Origin of the sequence: Bacillus sp. RCC_6_1, from assembly GCF_041360755.1 — a bacterium.
Lineage (GTDB): Bacteria > Bacillota > Bacilli > Bacillales > Bacillaceae_G > Bacillus_A > Bacillus_A cereus.
Genome location: NZ_JBFUPV010000006.1, coordinates 1 through 21,212 on the forward strand (window position 1 = coordinate 1; position 21,212 = coordinate 21,212).

Consider the following 21,212-nt stretch of genomic DNA (forward strand, 5'->3'; position numbering starts at 1 on the left):
TTGTCCCCTGTGCAATACAGAGTTCAATCCTTAGTAGCTGCTTAATATATTTGTCTAATTTTTTGGGTTCAGTTCATATTCATAGGAGTCTTTTTATACTTCTACGTTGCTTTTTAAATTGAAGCATTTTTCCCTGCTTCAATTTCTAATGACTCTTCATGCCACCAAAGTGTTTCTTCAGGATCTTCTTTAGCGATTTGGTGTGCTTCTTTTTTCGTTTCTACTGTAGGATATGAACCTTTTAGCGCACGCCCTGAAGTCGTAACGAATAGTACACTAAATACAACTAATCCAATAATACTTACACCTGCTAAATAAAATGCCGGTGCGAGCGGGTTACCAGTTGCATGAACTAAGTATGAACATACGAGCGGTGTTGTTCCACCGAATATCGATACAGAAATATTAAATGAGATCGAAAGTGCTCGATAACGTACATCAGTGAAAAAGAGTGATGGTAATAATGAAGGTAATGTTCCTTCATATACACTTAAGAAGAAACCTAGTACGAAAATACCTGCAAATATAGCTGCAATATGTCCGTTACCTATTAGTAAAAATGCTGGAATTGCAAATACAGTTAAACCAAGTAAACCAATTTGCACAACGCGTTTATTACCAATTTTATCACTTAATTTACCGAAATATAGTGCTAGTGGAATCATAAGTGCCATCGTAATAGAAATAATTAATAAGCCTGTTGTTTCTTCGACTTTAAGTACTTGAGTTAGATAAGAAGGAATATACGAAAGAATCATATAATTTGTAATATTAAAGAAGGCGACAATTACTGTGCTTAATAAGAAGTCTTTTTTGTGATATTTAATAATATCCATAAATGAAAATTGTTCATTGTCTTCAGATTCCTCTTGTGCTTTTTCCATCTCTTCAAAGATTGGAGATTCATCTAGATGACGGCGTAAGTATAAACCGACCAAACCAATTGGTGCAGCTATTAAGAACGGAATACGCCATCCCCAGCTGAGCATTTGCTCATCTGTTAACAATAACGTCAAAATGGTAACAATTACCGATGCAGCAATGTAACCTGAGAGTGTTCCAATTTCAAGACCACTACCGAGTATACCACGCTTTTTATCTGGAGAAGATTCTGCGATATAAACCATTGCTCCTGAATATTCGCCGCCTGTAGAGAAGCCTTGAATCATTCGGGCAACTAAAAGTAGTATTGGTGCCCATACACCAATTTGTTCATAGGTTGGTAGTAATGCGATGAATAATGTAGAAAGTGCCATTAAAATAATAGTAGTACTTAACACGATTTTTCGGCCGTACTTATCTCCTATTCTACCAAAGAATACACCTCCGATTGGTCGAACGAGAAAGGCTGCTGCAAATGTACCGAATGTAAGTACAAGTTGCAATCCACTATTATCAACACCTGAGAAGAATAATTGACTTAAAATTACCGCTAAATACGCGTATAATCCGAAGTCAAACCACTCCATTGCGTTCCCTATACCAGTAGCAATTACTGCTTTCCTGGCTTGTTTAGGATTGACAATATTAACGTCTTGAGGTTCAAAATTTAAATCATTATTTTGTTGCATATAATAAAACAGCTCCTTATTTAATTTAACTTCTTTAAGCACACCTTCTCTTATTGAATAAAATTAATTCGAAGCACTTAAGGAAAAACAACGTCTCCTTATCTGTTATTATTATTTCACATAATTAATTATTTGTCCAATTAAATGCTCTTTTTATATAAAATTAAACCCTGTTTAACTTGTTATAAAATGACGTTTAGCTTATATAATATATACCTTTACACTACAAATGAAACTTTCATTTATTTATATTTATAACGTTTCTATAATTGCTTCCTCTAACTTAGAAATCAGTAACTTTTACTTAAGATTTGCATATATTTAAAAAGTGAACTCATTAACTCAAATTCTGTTTTATTACATTTAACTATAATATTATTATAGTTTTAAAGGAGGCTCTTTTATGTTGGAAATAATACTTTTACTTACTACTGTTTCTTTTCTCTTCATTATTTCTGGATTTTTCATTACCTTAAAACAATATAAAGAAATAAAAAATATAAAGACTATATTAACTACAAAAAAAGAAAATGAGAAAACTACATCCGAAAACTCAATCCCTATGCAATTAGACCTTAGCGTTCTCAATAATTTACTCGCGTCTGGAATAAATAAAGGTTCCAATTCAAGTAATGAAAATTCTAAGTCTGATAAAACTAAATAGTCGTTACGTATATAATAAAATATATATATCCTATTTTATCTAACCTTATTAATAACTACCTCTGATTAAAAAGGAGACTACTTATGTGTAAAAATCCGATTTCTATTATTATTCGTATACAGCATAACATAAAAGTTTTACCTGAAATTTTGAAAGCCTGTGAACAACTACAGCCTTTAGAAATTATCCTTACTATTAACGGATGTATCGATGATTCCATTGATATTGCACAATCTTACAATTGTAAAATTATCACATTAGAAGAACCGACAGAATCAACTAATTGTTATGTAATTGGTGCCAAAAAAGCAAAAGGTAAGTACCTCTTATTTTTAGATGCAAATTACAATATCCCCCCTTCCTTACTTAAACAATTTCTTCAACCATTACTAGATAAATCAGCTGACTTAGTATTAAACAATTTAGATGATTTTTTTTATCAAAAGCAAAAGCCAACTATAGAAATGATTTGGCAGCAAGTTACGAATCATTTCTTTCATCGTCCAGATTTACATGTTAACTCACTATTATTTCCTCCCTACGCGGTAACAAAGGAAATTCTTGAAGCAATTACTCCAGAAAGTTTATTAAATCCGATATTAGCACAAATGAAAATTATTAAAAATAATTTTCGCATTAGCAATCATTTTAAAATTTCTATACCGCAAATTCCCTCCTTCCCCTCAAAACAACTCATTCGTTATCACCTAGAAGCAATTGAAAATTGGGTAAATATATTACAAGATTCAAGAGGAAACTATACTGATAATAATCGAAGGCGGGATATTATTTTAGAACTTCAAAACGGCGAACAAAGAGCTATATCCAAAATAATTACAGGTAAAGAGTTTTATTCAAATACTTATGGAAATAAACAATTATCCATCATTATCCCTGTTCAAAATGAAGAAAAAACGATAGAATCTATCATTTTTGAGGTGCAGAAATTAAAACCTTTAGAAATCATCATTATTGTTAATGGATCAACAGATAAAACAGAGGAATTGGCGAAGAATTGCGGTGCAACAGTTATTACTTACAAAGAAGCACTCGGCATTGATACCGGACGTGCCGTTGGTGCATATTTTGCAAAAGGTGATATATTATTATTTATTGATGGTGATTTCTTAATTCCTAGTTCTGATTTATTACCATTTGTACAATCTGTTCAAAATGGAACCGATTTAGCTTTAAATAAATTAGAGCACTACTACATGTATCGTGTTCCTTATACTATCGTAACTGCATGTAAGCATGTTGTTAATTTAGCATGTAATCGAAAAGATTTAGGTATGGGCTCCACAACTGCTGTCCCTCATGCTTTTAGTCGAAAATGCATTGATACAATTGGGTTTGATTCTCTTCTTTCACCAACCTTAAGTCAAGTTAAAACAATTTTAGCAGGATTGCATGTACAAAATGTTCATTCTATCGACGTTGACAAGATAAATCGAGTTCGACCAGAAAAACACTTCTCGCAGGAAGGCTACCTTTCATTAGCAACGCAACAAATCATTGGTGATCATATAGAAGCAATTTCTTACCTCATCGAACAAAAAAGAAACACTGAATGCTTTTAATTGTATATTCTTACCACCAAATAATATATGAATTTATTTTAAATATATAGCAAAATAAAAAAGATGGTTGTAACCATCTTTTTTATTTTCACATTAGATCAAAAGAAAAGTAGCAGGCAGGCTTTTCATTTCTGTATCTTTCTTAAGAAGTTTGAAAATAGAGGCTTGTTAATGAAGAGTCAACACTTAAATCATCTTTTAGTGCAATTGAGAAACATGCAACTAATGGTAAAGTAATAACAATTGATCCACTAGGACTAATTACAATAGTAGGACTTGTCCCACATGTGCCTCCACAATCGACTACTGCATCAATTCCACTACCAGGGGTAATTGTAATTTTAAGACACACATCTAAACAAACATTATTCGTAGTACATGCCATAACTCTCCCTCCTTTCTTTTAACAATATATGCAGTAAATTAAATTCGGACACGACTCTCTTACTAAGTCTTATAAATTAGATGTTATTTTATTATTAACTGCATAGAAAATTAACGTTTTATTAAACTATCTAAATCAACTAAAAAACTCAAATCATCCTTTACTGAAATAGAAACACATATAATAAACGGTATTACATTAAAATTAGATAAACATTCATCATTGCACCTTACGAATATTTCTGCCCCACCATTTGGATTGACTTTAGTTTCTAAAGAAATATTAAAACAACTTTTATTGATGCAAGACAAAATATTCCCTTCTTTCTTATATCTAATATCTATTTATCCAAAAATAAAAATACAACTTTATTTACCCTTTACCTTCCATACTTAAAATAAAAAAGATAAAAGCTTCTTCATATATAAAGAAGCCTTTACCTTTTAGTTACTTGTTCATTTACTATCAGTCAGTGAAACATGCTCTTCACTTGTACCTGAGCTAAAAATAATAAAAATTTTTGATTTTAGTTTCATTGCAATACTAAATATCGTCAAGTTGCATAAATGAAATGTTTAAGTTACTCATTCAATAGACAAATTTACCTTTTAAAATAAATCTTTAAAATCCTTATTCTTCAATAAATATGAAAGTCCTTCTAAATGATCCCCAGTAATTCTCAATACAGCTGGTGGATGTCCTATCGTCGCAAAATGCTCTTGTGGCCGAATACGATTTGGTTTCATTACATCTACAAAATGGACACATCCGACTTTATACCCTTCTAATATTGCCTTTACTTGTGCAACACACGCTGTGTGAAGAGTGTCCCAGCCAATTCCCTCTAAACATTTTCTACTAATAGCATGGGGAACAGCAATTGTAGATCCTACCCCTAAATCTTTACGGTTACAAGCAATATTCAACATATATTTATATAAACTTACAATATATAGAGGAAATCTAAGATTTAAATTTAAATCATTTAAAACCATATCAACACCATCCGCAACAGCTTGCGTTAACGGATGAAGATCTTTTGCTGGAATAGCAAAATCAGCATCAATAAAGAGAAGTATATCCCCTGTGGCTTCTTGTGCACCAATTGCCCGTCCTACATCATGCCCTAATCTTTCTTCATAAACAATTACTGTTGCCCCTGATTGCTTAGCGATTACTTCTGTCTGATCTGTTGACCCATTAATGACAACAATTATTTCTTTCGGTTCAATTTTTCTTGCCTCAAGAATAACTTCTTTAATCGTTGATTCTTCATTTTGTGCTGGTATAATAATTGATAACTGTTTTCCATTATAAATTGATGAATTCATTCCCCATCCTTTATGGAAACGTGAATAATTCTTTTGTTTTTTTAACTGCTCTATAATTTCTCTTTTTCTTCCTCCATCTGTATAGTTACCTCTATCATCTTTTCGTTGTAACCAACTCTCCAAAGCTTTTATATTTTCTTTAATCTCATATACTTCTAATTTAGTTAATTCATTTTTATAGAAAGAGGTTTCGTTTGCGGGCATATTATTCAAGGAGGTGTTAGTGATGGCTGACGAGGATTGTAGTCGCCACCCTTTCTCAATAAGAGTGACTTGGGACAGAATAGGGTTCTGCAAGATATCATATCCAATGTCTTCAATTGCTTTTTTAGTAATAGCATATGGCATAGATAACATCGAATCATATTTTAAATCCATACGCCCCAATACATCGTTTACTATTTTTCTATACACCATAGCAATACTTGGCCATTCTACTCTCATCTTTTCAAAACATACGGAGTCTATGTTATTTAAGATTACATCCTGTTCCTTTTTCAGTATCGGTTCTATAAATCGCTCTAATTCTACCGAAAAAATAACATCTTCCCCATCTAAAAATAAGACTACATCACCATTGGCGATTTTTGCCCCATGAACTGGTGCTTTCCGTTTACTTTTCTCCTCAATCACAACAACGTTACTTTCAACAAATGTTGGTATAGATTGTATCGCACTCATTCTATCATCAGCTACAATAATAATTTCTATTGGTTTTATATGCTGCACTTTATTTAAAATTTGATTCAATTTTGATTTTTCTTCTCCTAAAACTATAACGACTGATAGGTCCACTTCTTTTTGTTCTTCTTTTACAGTCTGATTAGGTTTTACTTTTTTTATATATTCAATTGTTTCACTCTTCCCTACAGCTGCATGCCCTGCTTTTTTATCAAAATATAAGTCAATTATAATTTGATTTACTTCCGTGTCTTTATCAAGTTGCTCTAATTCAGAAATAAATGGTAGTAAATGATTTTGCACATCAAATTCACACGCGAAATTTTGTAAAAAATAAATATTCGGTACATATTTAATGTGATTAAAAAATTTCACAACATTAATTCTTTCGCCAAATTTCTCCTCAATTTCTTCTCTTGATAAATTTGGATAAGACAAATCGAAAACTAGATTTATTGGTACAGGTATCCATTTTAATAAATTTGTTTGAGGATTATTAATTAAAGCTGTGGAGCCCTTAACGAATCCAGCTAAAATTAAAGACATAAATCCTCCCCCGGAACTGCCATAAAACAACACATTTTTCGAATCAACTTTTAACTTTACAAATACTATTTCTAAAATATTTGCTATATCTTGTAAATAAAATCTATTTAACTCTCCCTGTCCCCAGCCTAAAGATAATTTTCCAAGATATAACGTAGGGTCATTATAATATATAACAGTATCTTCAAATTCATCCATCCAAGAATGTCGATGAAAAATAGGTGGACCAATTGGCTGTTCTTGAAACCCACCTGCTCCGGATCCAAAAACAATAGTGTTAGAAGCATCGGGCTTAATACGAATTAAAAATTCATACGTTACTTTATCCCAATCAACCTTGAGTATAAATGGTTCTGTAATTTGAAAATCCATTTGCCATAATTGTTCATATGAAATGTTAATTTTTTTGTACTGGTCTAACAGTTTAATCACCCTTTCCATCTATTTCAAGATGTTCTATTAAGTAAGAGAGAGCTTCAACGTGATCACCAATTATTCTTAATACTGCTGGAGGATGTCCATTGTGACTTACATTCTCCATTAAACGAATTCTATTCGGTTTTACAACATCAACGTAATGTACACATTCTACTCTATACCCTTGTAATATAGCTTTTACTTGTGCAAGACTAGGGCATAGTAAGCTTTCCCAGCCTATTGCATCTAAACATGATCTACTCATAGCATGTGGAATTGCTACTAATGAGCCATTGCTTAATTCTGGACGATTATATGCTAAATTAAGCATATATTTTACGACGTCTACAACATAAAACGGAGGATGTAACATCGGATTCAAATCATTTAATGCTATGTCTACACCAGCTGAAACTGCTTTTGTAAAATGATGCAAATTACTTCCTGAAACACTAAAATCACCATCAATAAATAAAAGAATATCTCCTGTAGCTTCAAGCGCTCCAATAGCACGTCCAACATTATGACCAAGTCGTTCGTTATATTCAATAATAGTAACACCAAGTCTTTTAGCAATATTAGCCGTTTGATCTGTCGAACCATTTACAACGACAATTATTTCTAGTGGTTCTATTTTTCTCGCCTCAAGTATTACTTGTTCTATAGTCTCTTCTTCATTTTGTACTGGTATAATGACAGAAAGTTGTTTCCCGTTATAAATTGAAGAATGTATTCCCCAGCCTCGATGATACGAAGGATACTGCTTGCTTTCACCTAATCTTTGAATAATATCTCTTCTTTTTCCTGCATCAGTAAAACCTACTCTTCTTCCCTTTTTCTCTATCCATTTGGATATACCAATTAAATATTTTTCCACTTTCTCTTTTTCATTTTCTAATAATTCTTTTTTAAATAAATACCCTTCTTCTTCGAACATTTCATCTTTAGATAACGTTCTTATTGCACATTGATCGTTAATCCGCCACCCCTGATTCACAATCTTCATATAAGATAGAACGATATCTTCCATATAATTAAAGCCGATGTTTCCCACTACTTCCTTCGTAAGCGCATATGGTAACGAAAGTATTGAATTGCTTTTTAAATCTGGTCGACTTAAAATTTCATTTAACATTTTTCTCCATACAATATCCATATTTGGACATTTATCAACTTCTATAAATTTATCTATTTTGTTTAATACTACATCAGCCTGATTTGTAACGACTGGCTCAATAAAATTCTTCATTTCATTTGAAGATAATAAAAAATTACTATCTACAAATAACAATACATCTCCTTTTGCTGCCTTTACAGAAGCTTCATACCCATCATAATACGTACTATATTTATCCATCAAAACAATATGGCATTTATGTTTCTTTGCTATTTCATACAAATTACTTCTATCGTTAGGAACGAAAATTATAATTTCAAGAGGATTTAGCTTCCATATAGATTGAATTGACTCTTCTAATATTTGCTCTCTTTCACTATACAAAATAATAACCGTTAACGATTTCATTACACGCCCCCTTTACACATCATGTGACATAAAATATTAAGTATTACCATTTCCTGTGAATTCGCTACTTTATTAACATATTCAAAAGTGAATTATACTGTGTAAAAACAACCGTCTATTTTTGAAAATATAAGTTCTGCACTTACCTCTTTTCTCTTATCATTGTTTGTTACAACTCTCACCATTTAAAAATAAAAAAAGTCCTAATTTCTTTAGGACTCTTTTAAATAAACTTATCAATATTATTAATTTTATATACTACCTTTTTCCATGTTATACCGCGATCTTTTGTAGTAAATATTTCTTTTTTATTACACGCCCAACCTTTACGCCGATTAAAAAAATGCAAACAAAATACATTTTTTAATAATGGATTACTTGATACTTTGATCCATTTTGATCCTTTTTTTATTATTTGATATACACTTCCATTTTCACTATTTATAACCCAGCCATAATAGGAACTAAAAAACGAAACAGCCACTTTACTAGTATTTATTGTTTTATTTGAAATATGCCACGAATTCCCCTTATCAAATGAGTAATTCATTAAAAATACATCATCATTCTTTTTAGTTGGTATTACTAATAATTTATTTTTATAGATTGCTTTATAAGCCATAGCAGTCCCATTATTAATTCCTTCAAGACTTGGAATATCTTTTATAGGATGCCAACTTTCCCCACCATTTATTGTTTTAAATACCGTTGATGTTTCATAATGTTTTTGTAGTGAAATAAACCCAATTAGATCGTTTATAAATGTTATCCCTGAAATACTATCACTAATACTTATATTTTTTATTACTTTCCAAACTTTCCCTTTCGTTTTCAAATAGTATAAATTATGTTCAAATTTATTTGATGCAAGCTTTCTAGATAATACAATCCATATACTATCCATATTCGTAGCATGCAATTGTACTTGAACATCAGTCGATTTCTCCCAATCTTCTTCAACCGGTAAAATAAACTCACTCCACCTTTCTCCTCTATTAACTGTATAAAATATAGCTGGCAATAAATCGTCATTCTTTTTTGTTAAACCATATGCCCAAGAGCTTCGAGCGTTTATTGGATACCCAAATAATACAATTGAATTAAGAGGATTGACAACATCCCATTCTACTCCTCCGTTTCGAGTATATAAGATAGCCTGCTTTTTATTTGTATATTGAATACTAGCCCAACCATATTTATCCGTTCTCATTTGTAAAGAAGTAAATTGAATATCATTATTTTCCAATATATCACCTCATTCTTATTATTTATATATTCGTATGCTATTATTTTCAAAACGTTCTATCATTAGTTATTTAAACCACCCGCTTTATCTACTATCTTTATACTTTCCCTTTTCTTCACCACTCAAATATAACGAAATTCCTTCTATTTTTCCGTTATCATATACAAACGACTGTATTTTACAAAATTCAACTATAAAAAATGCACTCCAATTGTAAAATATACCCAACAATTAGAGTGCACTTTATATAAAATATAGCTTTTAATTTTTAAGCACTTACTACAGTAGCAACCTTATCCATACAAGTAATAAATTGAGTAATAAATGTATCAATTTCTTCTTTTGTAATTATATATGGAGGAAGTAAACGGATAATATTCCCTTGTGTTACGTCAACTAATATCCCTTTTTCCATTAGCTCTACCTGTAATTTCTTCACATTTTCATTTGTATCATTTAAACTAATTCCAAACATCATACCAGCATGACGTACTTCCTGAATATAATAAGAGTTTTCTTTCTGAATTTCTTGTAATTTATCATTTAAATATAGTGACGTTTCATACGCTTCGTGCATTAAACCATCTTCAATCAATGTGTTTAATACCGTTAACCCTAAAGCCGTTCCCATTGATGAATGAGCAAACGTTGTCCCGTGATCTCCTGGTGAAAATACATCACATAACTTTTTGCCTACAATAATTCCTCCTAGCGGTATCCCGCCTCCTGCTCCTTTACCAATTTGAATAATATCTGGTGTAATATTAAAATTTTGATAAGCAAATAGTTTTCCCGTTCTACCCATACCACTTTGAACTTCATCAACGACAAGAAGTACATTATATTTTTCACATAAATATTGAACACCATGTAAATATTCACTTGATAAAGGATAAATTCCTCCACTTCCTAAAACAGGCTCTAGCATAATCGCAATTGGTTTTTCTTTAATAATAGTCTCCTCTAATTGGTCTATATTTTCGCGCTCTACTTCATATACAGGAATCGATGTTTTAGGGAAATTTTGATATACACTTTCTTGTCTCGTAAAATGAAGTGCCCCTAACGTACGCCCATGGAAACTATTCTTCAGCACTACAATTCCTTCACGTTCTTCATTCGTATTAGCTCTATATTTATCAATTAATTTCAAAGTTGTTTCTGTCGCTTCCGTACCAGAGTTTGTAAAAAAGACCTTTCCGTTTTTTAATGAGCAATCCACTAATTTCTTTGCATACTCAATCGCAACTGGGTTTAAAAAATGAAACGGCAGATGCAACGATTTTGTAACTTGCTCCATTGTCGTTTGTACAATTTTAGGATGATTGTATCCTAATACATTTACTCCTACGCCAGAAAATAAATCTAAATACTCTTTACCATCTACATCATATAGTTTACATCCTTCTCCTCTTTCTATCGCAACCTTCGTACGACAATACGTAGACATCATATATTCTTTATCTAATTGAAACCAATCCGACATGTTAAATTCCTCCTATTTATTTTCCCTGTTTATTTCTGTTCATTCTCTATAAACTCATGTATAAATTCATTTTTCAGATTAAAATTTTAATAGTAATTTTCTTCACGATATTCATTTTTCCATAATTTCTTCTATTTCAACAGGTCCACTACATACACGTTTTTTTCATCTAGCGGTCTGTTACTACTTTGCATATCATACATAATCAAGATTATAAAATCATATTTAGTAACAATAGACGAAATAAATTTGGAGGCTATATCGATGAATGAAAACTATGATAAACAGGGGCAATCTTTACTAGGGAATCACTTTAATGAAAAAGGCGAACGTAATGAACAAGCTACCCTTCACTCACAAACAGTTGGTTCACGTGGACCTGTTCTAGAGCAAGATAGTGTACTTCACGAGACGTTACAAGAATTTATTCATGAAAAAATTTTAGAAAGACCTGTTCATGTAAAAGGATTTGGTGCGTTCGGTTATTTTCAAACGATATATTCGATGTCTGAACATACTAAATTAAGTTTTTTACAAAATTCTAATGAGAAAGTTCCTGTTATGGTGCGATTTTCGTTAGCTGTTAGTACGAAAGGAACACCGGATACTGCTAGAAATGTACGCGGTTTTTCTACAAAATTTTATACAAAAGAAGGCATTTTTGACCTTTTATGTAATCACATTCCTGTTTTTTCTGTCCGTGATCCGATGCGTTTCCCTGAAACGATTCAAGCATTATTGCCTTCACCTAAAAATAACTTAATAGACCCTAATAGATTTTGGAGTTTTGTCGCTAAAGCACCTGAATCTATTCATTTTGTTGTCCGTTTATACTCTAATAATGGTACGGCCAAAAGTCTTCGCCACATTCCAGGACATAGTGTTAATACATATGTATGGAGAAATGCGGAAGGTAATCGAAAGTATGTAAAGTATCATTGGTACCCGTTTGAAGGTGTACAGTACATTACTAGTAAAGAAGCAATTAAACTAGCTGCCGAAAATCCTGATTATAGCGGGAAAGATTTATATGATGCTATTGAAAATGGCAAACCAGTGGAGTATGGTTTATACGTCCAGCTCATGGATCCGAAAGATGAAGCGCACCTTTCTTATGATCCTTTAGATGACACAAAAGTATGGGATGAACAGACGTATCCTCTCATACCAGTCGGGAAAATGGTATTAAATAAAAATCCTGAAAATTTTATGGAACAAGTAGAAAAAGTCGCATTCTCTCCTTCTAATTTACTGGATGGTGCAGAACTATCAGATGATAAAATGCTGCAAGGGCGCGCTAACATTTACAGTGATTCACAAAGAAGAAGAATTGGTCCAGAATTTCGCAAATTAACGATTAACCAGCAGCAAGATTGGACACCTGCTAATCAAATTACAACCGGTGAAGGAAGGTACGTTGAAGGTAAACTTGAAAGAGCTTCTATAACGAAACAGGATGACTTTACACAAGCTGGTGAATTTTATACGAAGTTACAGCCAATAGAAAAAGAACATCTCGCCGAAAACTTAGCTAGTGATTTGAAAGTTATATCCGATGATATTAGGGAGATCGTTTTGGGGTATTTCAATCAAGTATCAACTGATTTGAAAACAAGCATTGAGACAAAAATGAAAGAGCATTAAGAAGATTAAAACATGCTTTACGAATGAGAATTCAAATCTATATTAATTATTTTCTTATCAAAATCCAATGAGGTTATTTAATTTAAAAATATAAAGCCAACATATCCCTGTTCTATAATTAGAACAGGGATATGTTGAATTAGTTTAATGTTTAACATTAAATACTTTATTTTGCTAAAAAATGTAATAAGTAGCCTTTCAAAACAAACTATAGTAAACTATTTTACTTGTACCGTATAATTCCCTGTTCCACCACCATACTTATATACACTTAAGTAATATTTCCCTGGCTTTGCATTATAATTTCCAAGCAATTTGTTTCCATCACGTTTTGTTGCATAAGCTACATAATTATTTAAATCTGATTCAGAATATAATACCCAGTTCAATCCAAGATTTTGTTCGTTCGTAACAGAAATTTGTAAATCTTTTTGATCCTTTACATCAATAACAAATTTATCCCCCTGATCTTGATCGCTCAAGGTTCCTCTTAACAAAATATTCAAAGATAGTGGGTTTGCTGTTTCAAATGAATTATTTGGTTCTTTTTCTACAGCCGTACCTTCTTCCGTGTTCACTCCGCTAAACACAACATCATATTCAAATTGCCCAGCATTATTTACACGGTAATTTACAAAATAAGCAGTCAATGTTTTATATCCAGTCCACTCTTTTCCTGAAAGACGTTTCAACATATCATTTGTTGTTTCATTCATCACTTTCCAGTCCTCAACTTCTCCTTTAGCCGCACTTCCTGTATATGTCCCCTGTAGTGTAAATGTATTAAAGAATTGTGATTTATTCTTTGTTACTTTCACATCTTTTAATTTCGCTTCATTCGTAATATCTGAAGTAACGTCCGAAAGCGATTTTGGATCATGCTGAGTTAAATACTCATCTGATACTTGTGGAATTGTATACTTATCACGATTATCAATAAGCATTTGCATATAAGATTGATATTCTTCATTTAACTTATTATCTTTGCTTAATGTAGCACGGTATTCATCGTAACTTGAAACATCATTTGCGCGAATTAAATCATGTACTTTATCGAACATTTCTGGGCGCTTATTATACATATATGATTGCAGTGCAAACGAATAATTATAAAAATCCCACGTTCCATATTTCGCATTTAATGTTTGTGATGCTGTATAACGTTTTGCAGGATCATTAGATAACCCACCAATTATACTTTTTCGTGGTACTACACTATCTAATCGCGTTGCACCTGCAAAGAACTCTGCATTCCCTTCTTCAAACCATGTTAAACGTTCATTTTGATACATTTCCCCTTGGCCCCATAATCCCTGAACTTCGTACCTTCCCTGTAAGTAGTGCGTAAATTCATGGCGGAACAATTCTTCCAGACTATAAATACTTTGCTCTGGTGTACGTTCATATGTAAAGAAAGTCCCTGTCCCTTCAATATAAATCCCACCATTATTCGTTTCATATCCGTACAGTTGACGATTAAATTGATACTCATCTGGGCTATTATAAATAACCATCGTTAACACATCATCAGCATGTCCACTTTCAAGTGGTTTATCGCTACCAACTGTACGATAAAATTGAGAACGCACCTCTTTTGCCGCCCAGTATAGACGTTTAATTTTCTCTTCGCTAACTTTATCCCCAGCTTTAAAGACAATTGCACCATCATCAAACGTATACGTTTTCGGTAAATATTTCTTTTTACCCTCTTCTCGAATTTGATCTAAATTTACAGTTTTGCCGTTCGCATCTATTCCTCCATAATTTGTAGTAATTTGTTCTGCCGCAACAAAGTATTGCTCTCCTAAATATGGATAAATTCGCATTGCATCTGTAACAACTTGTTGTCCTTTTGTGGGCGTGCTATGAAGCTTGCCCAATCGGCCAGCATAGTAAATTCCATTATTAATTAACCATCCGTTTTTATTTGTTACTGTACCAAGTAGTGCAAAACGATTTATTTCATTAATAAAGTTATCAATATTTCGAAACCACATCGTATCTTTTGGCTCTTTTCCAGTCGTGTACATATCCGTCTGAATATCAAAGTCAATTCCCTTCATCAACTCATATATAGCGTCTCCTTTTGTTCGGTCTTCAATGAAAGTTGCAAGATTATCGTTATATTGTTTAAAAATTTCACCTGCATATAAAACCGTTTCAACATCTGCTGATGCATTTCCAATTAATTTTCCATATGATGCAATTACTTTATTTTGTTCTGATGTACCAAGTTTGAAATTTGGATTTTTTGCAATTGTTTTTAAAGCTGGTAAACATTTATCATGGTAGCTACGCTCATTTAGTTTGCTTAATTCATCATGGTAAAAACCTAAATAAAACGCTGCACGTAGAGCTTCTACTAATGTTTCAATCCCTTTTGAATCATCTTGCGTATAAGCTTGTCCTTGTTCTGCTAGTTTATTAATAATCGCTTGCATTCGGCTATCATCTTGATAGAATTTAAGACTATCACTATTAAACTGAAATAATTCCGGAATTTGATACCATTTAATTGTCACAAGAAGATCAGTTAATTGTTTATTATTTAATTGATTTAACTCAGCCATCGAATACTTTTTTTCTTCAGCTAACGGCTTAATATTATCGGTTGGTGCTAGTGGACGCTGCGATAAATCCGCTAATTTTAACCGTTTTGTAAAAGATTCATTTTCTTGTACTTTTGAAGGGTGCGCCAATTCATCAACAGATTTCTGTATTCCTACCGGCTCCATTTGTAATACGTTCTTCACATTTTTCTCTTTTGTCTCTGCTTGAATTTGCAAACCATTACATGTTATTGTCACTAGTCCAACACCAAGAATCCACTTAGAAATTTTCGAATATTTAACCATACCATTGCCCCCTAATGATTTAAATGAAAATTCAGAATTTTAAAATCAAAAAACCACTTATTTGTATGTATTTACAGTTCCCCTATAAATACAACTATGATTAATAATGCAATAGTAGCTTGTTTTATACTATTACGAGTACAGATTCCTTACATACAATCTCCCTTCCTTACATGTAATACAAGCAAAAACCGTGCCAATCATATTTCTTATGAATAGCCAACATTCTTTTATAAATACTGTAGAATAAAATATACATAGGTGTTTCGGCAATGTATAAATCATTTGACACAAAATCTAATGTTTATGAAGAACGAATTCATTGAATGTTATAAATTCATTAGGCAGTAAATAATCCCCAATTATTAAATCTCTCAAAAAAAGGTAAACAAACATATTCCATAAAGCTAATATGTTTGTTTACCTTTTTCTATTTCAAATCAACAGCAAAATATCGTTGAATAAAAACAGCATGAATAAGTATTTTGTTATTCATTTCTCTTTTTCATATAATCTTTTTCACATTGCAACGGCTTAAATTTCACTTTTTTCCCTTTCTTCTTTTTCGTTTTTATAACGAGCCATTCCCCTTTTTCAACGTCTAGTTTTAGGCGTTTCATTACATTGATATTATCTTTTTCTTTATAAAGTAAAAATGCTTCTTGCGCCCTCACAAATAGGCTGGGCTGTTCGCTAAATCCACCACTATCATAAATTTTAGTTAGCGAAGTATAATAAGAATCATTTTCCTTTCCACCATACATCAAATGAGCAGCCTCCAGATCTCTTTTACTTACTTCCCAAAAACTATGTTCATCAATATTTAAATTAAATGTGGATTTAATGTCCTGTATTATATTCTTCACATACTTTTCATCTCTAACTTTTCTTTCTTCGAGACAATCCGAAGATAACTCTGGTGCATCTGATTGGGAATGTACAACGTGTTGTATCGATACACACAGAATAAATACGCTTAAAATGTAAAATATTTTTTTCATATTTACATATCACCTCAAATGATTTAGATACTATATCATTTGAGGCTTACAATATTCTTATGCTAATAATAAGAAAGATCCTATAAAATAAAATTTTTATAGGATCTTTCCTTTTAATATTGCTTTATCAAATTCACGGGCGGGGCAACTACCTTACTACTTTTCACATCATATAATCCTATAGGTGTTACTCGTATAAAAGGCAAGTGCGTCGCAGAAAAGAATAAAATTGTAAATGCTGGATCATCATACGCGTAGCCACGCTCTTGTAGTAATTTCACCATCTGTTTCTCTTCCTGTATTAATTCTCTCATTTTTAAATTAGACATAATCCCGAGCAATGGTAATGCTATTTCGTGTAACACTTCATTGTTTTCTACTATGACCATTCCACCACCGAGCTCTTTTACTCTACGAAAAGCTGTAAGCATATCTTCTTTTCTTTTTCCGATAAGAATGATGTCACCTGTACCAGAATAAGAGCTAGCAAGCCCACCTAGTTCTTTTGCAAAACCTTTCACAGCTATATTCACTTGCCAACTGCCATCACGAGCAATCATCATAAGGAAACATTCATCATGATCTGTGGACAATTCATCACAGTCTATATTGATTTCACTAGTGTATGGTTTTGTAATAACGTTATTTAATAAGTGTATCCCCGTTTTATTAGAGAAAATCATATCCTCTTTTTCTATTGACCAATCTAATGATAATGGAGTTACTTTATGTTTACTCCAGTCTATATGTAATGCCTCATGTGTATTTACACCGTCACGCTTCACCCATTTCCCCTTTGCAAGGACACTAATTGGTACTGGGTTTTCTTTACTTTCTAAAATATTGATATTAGCAATTCTACCTGTCGCAATCGAACCATGTACATGTTCCATATTATAATAACGAGCAATATTATAACTTGCCATATCGTATGCATCTATTACTGGCACTCCTTGTTTTATCGCGGTAGAAATCATAACGTTTGTCATTCCATTCTCATAAAACGAAGGATGTGAGCCGTCTGTTGTAAAAAAGAATCTATCAAACTGCTTTACACCTAGTTCCAACAATTCTTTCAGTAAAACTTCTAAATCTGGGCGGATTGAAGAATTTCTTAGGGAAACAGTGTAACCTTGCATAAGACGAGTGAAAGCTTCCTGCCCTGTCATCGCTTCATGATCACAATCTGTACCTAACAGTTTTAACTTCGCTAAAGTCGTTTCAGATGCACCTGGAAAATGTCCTTCTACTTTCTTCTGCAATCGCTTCGTTTCCTGCATCCAAGTTAACATTTCATCATCGCCATGTAATAGTTTTGGCCACGCTGTTAGTTCGCCGCCTTGAAGAACTGCTTTATGCTTAAGCCACTCTATTATTTCTTCACTATTAAACAAAGATTCCCCGTTTTGCAATTCAGTCTGTCCATCAAAACGGCACCACCAATACATACCCGCTGGAATCTTATTGAATTCATCTAATAAACGAAATGCTTCTTCACGCTTTAATGTGAAAAATAAAGTTAAATTATCATTAATAAAAGTTGTTGTCCCAAACTGCATCGCATGATTCGCTAAAGTTTCAGGATTATATAATTGATATGGATGTGCATGAGGTTCTATGTAACTTGGAACTACATACTTTCCATCACAATCAATGACTTCACATTCATGCAGTTGCGCTGGCAGCTTTTCCCCTACATAAACAATCCGGTCATCATAGATCCAAATATTTGCTTGCATCCACTCGCGCATATAGGAATTTAAATAAGTTGCGTTCTTACATAAAATGTGCGGACTTCTTTTACCATCTATTACTTCAACATGCTCTCGTAATTGTTTATTACTCCATTTATAATGATTTTCCCCCATTGTATTCAACTCCAAATCAACTCATAATTATTTTGATTAAAACGAGAAATACTTAACTAACTAAAGTATTTTCCATTCATAACTCCCCAATTGGCGCCCCTATATCCTTCATTATATTTAATAATTTTAAAAATAACAATTTTCAGAACTACATACCTTTTTTATCCAAAATAAAAAGAATGTCATGTAACTGACATCCTTTTTATTTTTATCGTAAGCATTAAGATTGATTTTCACTTTGAAATACACTTGATGCCATATCATAAATGCAACTACTGTCCATAGTTGCGAACTTAAAAAAGCACCTCTTTTAAATATAACTATAACAAAATTCCATTCACTTTCTTTTCATCTATTTATTAAATTCAATTTGCATCATTTTATTAAACTGCGGAACAATATCGACCCCACCTATAGAGTTGAGACTGATAGCCAATGTATGTTTGCCTCCAATTACTCCCCCAGCAAAAGTTGTAAATCCAGGAATTCCTCCTCCATGCCCCCAAACTGAAACACCGTTTGGAAGTTTAGTCTCATAGATTCCAAGACCGTATGCGTCACCAACCCCTTTTCCTTCTATAGGAATTGTAGTAAGCATTTCTTTTAGCTCGCGCTCCTTCAGTAACTTACCACCGAGTAAAGATGAAAAGAACTTATTTAAATCATCCGCATTAGAAATCATATCTCCAGCTGCATTAGCTAAACTCGGATTATAATAAGTAATATCTTTCAACTCGCCTGTTCCTTCCATTTTCACATATCCACGAGCATGATTCTTTCCTGGGATGACGGGTGAATTTCCTGGTAAAAACGTATTTGATAGGTCCAAAGGTTCAATAATTCGCTTTTCGATTTCTTCCGCATAACTATTTCCGGTTATTTTTTCAATAAGCATTCCTAGTATTACGTATCCTGTGTTTGAATACAACCAGTCTTTACCCGGCGAGAAATCTGGAGGCAGCGAAAGGCCTATTTTCACTATTTCTTCTGCTGTATACGTTTTTTTCGAATTCATTATGTCCGCGTCTTTTGACTTTAAGTATTCAGCGATACCACTCGTATGATTCAAAAGTTGTCGTATCGTAATTTGATTACCATCATACCCATTTCCTTGCACGAGACCCGGTAGCCACTTTTCAATTGGATCGTCAAGTTGTAAGCGATTTTCTCCTACTAATTGAAGAATAGTCGTGGCAGTAAACGACTTCGTCACACTACCAATCCGAAAGCGATAATCCGAATTCACCGGTTTCTTTGTACTTAAGTCCGCCACGCCAGCAGTAAAACTACTAGTTTTTCCGTTATTAGACGTCTTAGCTAATATTCCTACAGCACCAAGCTGTACTGTTTCCTGCATTACTTGTTTCCAGCCATTACGATTCTTTTGATCATGTACTTGTGACGAACTAGAAATATTTTGAGTTGACTCTGCAGTCACAGTAAAACCAGGTGTGAATAGAGCAGTACCCGCTAATAAAACTGCAAAACTTGCTAACTTAATTGAATTACATTTTTTCATAAGGCGTTCTCTCCTCCATTAATATCGGATTGATTCAAGCTATACTTTCATCCTATATGATAAATCTCTCTTTTTTCTTATCCATTCCTTACGAAATACTTACGTTTAAATTTAAATACGGTAAACTGAGGAAGAGTTATACATGCAAATAAAAAGAGAACATGTTTTCATTTTTTATGTAAACATGTTCTCTTAAACATTTAAAATTCTATATCAACTTTTCATCCTATTCTTTACATAACTAATTTATATTCCTTTTTACCAGCCCGCACTAGCATTCATACCATTTCCAATAATAGAAAGTAATAGCGGCCATAATACTGGTCCCAATGTAAGAAATACATTTAGAAGTATGAGCATTCTATATCCAACGGTGAAATTGTGATTTTTACGATTAACAAATACTAAACTGATTAATGATATTATAGTTGTTAAAAATAATACTAACATTAGCAACCAATACCACACCATTAAACTAAGACTCCATGGTGTTAATAGCTCATGTATGATACAAAATGAGATTCCTAATACAGAAAAACTAAAACTAGTCACCGCTGTTTTTATAAGCCATTTATTTATTTTTTTATCGTATGTATTTTTACAATATAAATCTATTAAAGTATATAAAGATAAATATGCCATTAATACACCTATCCAAGACAATAACCAGTCTCCGTCCCCTTTGAATAATACGTACAGTAACCAACACATACCTACTGCTGAAAAAACAAAGGAAATAAGTATGCTTTTTAATACCGATTTCATTACATTTTCACACCCTTAAAAAATCAAAAATTAATTATGATTTATAAAAATTAAGTATAGGTTAACATGTAATGAAGTATAAGTAAATAAAGTTAATTTTGTTTACCTATTTGAATACGGTTTCATAT

The 21,212-nt window shown here is 32.4% G+C and carries 15 protein-coding genes; 3 read left to right on the forward strand and 12 right to left on the reverse strand.

The genetic code is table 11. From position 1 onward, the window contains the following. Positions 1-113 precede the first annotated feature (113 nt). Complete coding sequence (locus AB6801_RS18055) at positions 114-1,571, reverse strand: MFS transporter (protein ID WP_001186926.1); 1,458 nt, start codon at positions 1,569-1,571, stop codon at positions 114-116. A gap of 403 nt (positions 1,572-1,974) precedes the next feature. Here AB6801_RS18055 and AB6801_RS18060 point away from each other — a divergent pair, with 403 nt between their 5' ends. Both AB6801_RS18060 and AB6801_RS18065 read left to right on the forward strand, forming a co-directional pair. After that, positions 1,975-2,235, forward strand: coding sequence for a hypothetical protein (locus AB6801_RS18060; protein WP_000889747.1), 261 nt, complete (start codon positions 1,975-1,977; stop codon positions 2,233-2,235). Positions 2,236-2,318: 83 nt separating this feature from the next. Beyond that, on the forward strand, positions 2,319-3,815 hold the full coding sequence (locus tag AB6801_RS18065) for a glycosyltransferase family 2 protein (protein WP_070756592.1): 1,497 nt from the start codon (positions 2,319-2,321) through the stop codon (positions 3,813-3,815). Positions 3,816-3,957: 142 nt separating this feature from the next. Here the strand turns inward: AB6801_RS18065 and AB6801_RS18070 are convergent, their stop codons facing one another. The 6 genes from AB6801_RS18070 to AB6801_RS18095 all read right to left on the reverse strand — a co-directional run bounded on the left by AB6801_RS18070 (position 3,958) and on the right by AB6801_RS18095 (position 11,432). Beyond that, on the reverse strand, positions 3,958-4,200 hold the full coding sequence (locus AB6801_RS18070; RefSeq protein ID WP_000752474.1) for a hypothetical protein: 243 nt from the start codon (positions 4,198-4,200) through the stop codon (positions 3,958-3,960). Positions 4,201-4,310: 110 nt separating this feature from the next. Continuing rightward, positions 4,311-4,511, reverse strand: coding sequence for a hypothetical protein (locus tag AB6801_RS18075; RefSeq protein ID WP_002103272.1), 201 nt, complete (start codon positions 4,509-4,511; stop codon positions 4,311-4,313). A gap of 297 nt (positions 4,512-4,808) precedes the next feature. Beyond that, positions 4,809-7,130 carry a glycosyltransferase family 2 protein gene (locus AB6801_RS18080; protein WP_135238842.1) on the reverse strand — a complete coding sequence of 774 codons (2,322 nt, stop codon included), beginning with the start codon at positions 7,128-7,130 and terminating at the stop codon, positions 4,809-4,811. Between the two features lie 52 nt (positions 7,131-7,182). After that, on the reverse strand, positions 7,183-8,700 hold the full coding sequence (locus AB6801_RS18085; protein ID WP_097999125.1) for a glycosyltransferase family 2 protein: 1,518 nt from the start codon (positions 8,698-8,700) through the stop codon (positions 7,183-7,185). Between the two features lie 223 nt (positions 8,701-8,923). Next, positions 8,924-9,946 (reverse strand): hypothetical protein, encoded by a 1,023-nt coding sequence (locus AB6801_RS18090; protein ID WP_000429620.1) that lies wholly within the window; start codon positions 9,944-9,946, stop codon positions 8,924-8,926. Between the two features lie 268 nt (positions 9,947-10,214). Beyond that, positions 10,215-11,432 carry an aspartate aminotransferase family protein gene (locus AB6801_RS18095; protein ID WP_097999126.1) on the reverse strand — a complete coding sequence of 406 codons (1,218 nt, stop codon included), beginning with the start codon at positions 11,430-11,432 and terminating at the stop codon, positions 10,215-10,217. A 264-nt stretch (positions 11,433-11,696) separates the two neighbouring features. Here AB6801_RS18095 and AB6801_RS18100 point away from each other — a divergent pair, with 264 nt between their 5' ends. Further along, positions 11,697-13,076: a catalase gene (locus AB6801_RS18100; RefSeq protein ID WP_044584581.1), complete on the forward strand. Its 1,380-nt coding sequence runs from the start codon at positions 11,697-11,699 to the stop codon at positions 13,074-13,076. Between the two features lie 218 nt (positions 13,077-13,294). Here the strand turns inward: AB6801_RS18100 and colA are convergent, their stop codons facing one another. The 5 genes from colA to AB6801_RS18125 form a co-directional block, all read right to left on the reverse strand. Next, on the reverse strand, positions 13,295-15,931 hold the full coding sequence (colA, locus tag AB6801_RS18105) for a collagenase ColA (RefSeq protein WP_097999127.1): 2,637 nt from the start codon (positions 15,929-15,931) through the stop codon (positions 13,295-13,297). 488 nt (positions 15,932-16,419) lie between these two features. Continuing rightward, complete coding sequence (locus tag AB6801_RS18110) at positions 16,420-16,932, reverse strand: hypothetical protein (protein ID WP_000719378.1); 513 nt, start codon at positions 16,930-16,932, stop codon at positions 16,420-16,422. Positions 16,933-17,045: 113 nt separating this feature from the next. Then, a complete protein-coding gene (locus tag AB6801_RS18115) occupies positions 17,046-18,800 on the reverse strand; it encodes an adenine deaminase (RefSeq protein ID WP_000504388.1) in 1,755 nt (584 codons plus the stop codon). A 352-nt stretch (positions 18,801-19,152) separates the two neighbouring features. Next, complete coding sequence (locus AB6801_RS18120) at positions 19,153-20,319, reverse strand: serine hydrolase domain-containing protein (RefSeq protein WP_000710637.1); 1,167 nt, start codon at positions 20,317-20,319, stop codon at positions 19,153-19,155. Between the two features lie 258 nt (positions 20,320-20,577). Continuing rightward, on the reverse strand, positions 20,578-21,084 hold the full coding sequence (locus AB6801_RS18125; RefSeq protein ID WP_000843833.1) for a DUF3902 family protein: 507 nt from the start codon (positions 21,082-21,084) through the stop codon (positions 20,578-20,580). Positions 21,085-21,212: the final 128 nt, after the last annotated feature.